Annotated in this window: 3 protein-coding genes; 1 reads left to right on the top strand and 2 read right to left on the bottom strand. The window is 69.8% G+C overall.

From position 1 onward, the window contains the following. On the bottom strand, nucleotides 1-1,897 hold a 1,897-nt coding region (locus FXN61_RS48925), incomplete at its 3' end, for an AAA family ATPase (RefSeq protein WP_167980564.1). An 83-nt stretch (nucleotides 1,898-1,980) separates the two neighbouring features. Further along, the gene (locus tag FXN61_RS54990; protein ID WP_281360893.1) at nucleotides 1,981-2,103 is read right to left on the bottom strand and encodes a hypothetical protein; all 123 of its coding nucleotides are present in this window, start codon (nucleotides 2,101-2,103) and stop codon (nucleotides 1,981-1,983) included. A 20-nt stretch (nucleotides 2,104-2,123) separates the two neighbouring features. Here FXN61_RS54990 and FXN61_RS56865 point away from each other — a divergent pair. Continuing rightward, a partial coding sequence (locus FXN61_RS56865; protein WP_376770832.1) for an ANTAR domain-containing protein occupies nucleotides 2,124-2,211 on the top strand: 88 nt, incomplete at its 3' end.

Below are 2,211 nucleotides of genomic sequence, written 5' to 3'. Positions count from 1 at the left end.
CTTCTCGGCGCGGGCCAGGGCTTCCTGGGCGAAGGCGCCGTCGACCGCAGAGCGCCGCGGCGCAGGCCAGGCTCGAGAGCTCGATCGTGTCGAAGATCAGCGGGTTTTCCGGCGTTTTCGGACTGCCTTCGCGAGCCAGACGCAGGGCTTGGAGGCCGTGGCCACGCATGCGCGCGCAGAACGACAGCACGCTGTAGATCGACGTCATTCCGGTGAACGCCGAATCGTCGAACAGCGTGTTGTGCATTTTCAGCGCGAGAGTCTCCGCCTCGGCGAGACGCCCGCCGAACGCCAGCGCGAAGCAGCGCATGCGCAGCGCGCCGTGGTGCAGTGTCGGCGCTTCGTCGCTCAACGCCAGTGCTTCGGCCTCGTAGCCGAGGATCTCTTCCTCGACTTCGCGGTATCGGCCCGCGTGCAGGAGGCACAACGCCCTGGTGTGTCGCATGTGGATGGACAGGTGCGGCACCACGGGCTGATAGGTGCTCTCCAGAACCGTCGCCACGTGACGGCGCTGCACCTCCTCCGTGGTGCGAACCACCTTCAGCCAGTCCTTCAGGTCTTCGGGCAGACCGGGCACGTCGACGGCGTCGAGCACCGCGGCCGCGGCGTCCGCGTCGGCCAGTCCAAAGTAGAGGTTCATGGATCTGGTGGCGCCGAGTCGGCTCAGGTCCGCCGCCGACAACGGACCGGTCATCACGTCCGCCAACGTGGCCTCGGCTTGGTCCGGTGCCCGGCCGTACATCAGCACCTGGCCGAACACATGCCCGACCTCGCCCAGGCCGCCGACGTCGACGGCGGCACGGCACAGGCGTTCGGCGAGCGTCACGTCGTGGGCGGCCCAGGCCTGCTCGGCGGCCGCGGCCAGCAGGTCCAGCGAGATGGGGGAGCCGCCGTCGAGCCTCCACGTCGCGATGCGCATCAGGTCCTCGCGGCGGCGTGCTCCCGTCGCCTCCAGACCGGCGGCCAACGCGCGTTGGTGTGACTGCGCGCGCACGGGAGGGCACGTCGCCCGCATCAAACTGCCGTACAACGGATGCCCGAGCCGCGCGACGGTCCGGCGTCCCGAGGCCTCGACCCGGATCAACGCCCGGACCTCGAGGTCGTCCAACGCCTCTTCCGGCACGAGCGATGCCAGCAGGTCCAGCTCCACCGGCTCGGAGTAGGCCAGCAGTTCCAGCGCGTGCCGGTGCAAGGGCTCCAGGCGGCCGAGGTTCTCCTGCACGAGCTCACCGAGACGGCCTCCGAGCTCGATCGCGCCGTGCCACGACCAGATGCCGTCGGCGGCGCGCAACGACCCGACAGCGCGCCCGGACACGACGAGTTCCCTGAGGTACAACGGATTCCCCGCGCTGCCCGACCACAGCAACGACGACGACCGTGTGTCCACCGGCCCTTCCAGCGCGCGTTCCAGCAGCAGGTCGGACTCGGCGCGGGACAGGTCACCGAGCGGGTAGCGCCGCAGCAGTCCTTCCTGCCACAGCTCGGCGCGCTCTCCTGGCCGCGAGGTGACCAGCACTCGCGCGTACCCGTGCCGGATCACGTGATGCAGCATGCCGATGGAGGCGTCGTCGAGCAGATGCGCGTCGTCCACCACGATCGCCAACTGCCGCGGCTCGGCCAGAAGGTGCTCGACGGCGCGACCGAGCGGGTTCGCGGTGCGCATGTCGGCGGGCAGCATCGCGGCCAGCGCTCCGAACGGGATCGACGACGTAGCCACGGTCGCGTAGCAGCGCCGCACGGTGAAACCGGTCTGCTCCAGCCGCGCCACGACCTCGTCCGCGAGCCGGGTCTTGCCCACCCCGGCGGGTCCGACGAGCGCGGCGCCCCTGCCGTTCGGTTCGGTGAGCGCGGACATCACGTCCTCGAGCTCCCGCATCCGCCCCACGAACGGCCACACAACTCGCAGTGTGCCGAAGTTTTCGTCCAGCGCGCACATCGTTTTGGGCGAGTCCGCGGAGGAAGGCCACGAAAGGGTGGGCATCAGCCCTGGCCGAACAGTGCGCGCAGCCCTCCCCGTCCCGTCACACCCACCGCCGCGTACGTCGTGTGCAGGTGGTTGTCCACGGTGCGTTTGGCGATGGCCAGCCGTTCGGCGATCTCCACGTTCGTCAGGCAAAGCTCTGGTGTCCCGGACCGTCATCGGGCAGGCCACCGGCCTGATCGCCGCACGCAAACCATGCACACCCCAGCAGGCCTTCCAGCTGCTGGTGC

Origin of the sequence: Lentzea indica, from assembly GCF_012184385.1 — a bacterium.
Lineage (GTDB): Bacteria > Actinomycetota > Actinomycetes > Mycobacteriales > Pseudonocardiaceae > Lentzea > Lentzea indica.
Note: the sequence above shows the minus strand (reverse complement) of the source record. Positions and strands in the feature narration are given on the sequence as shown.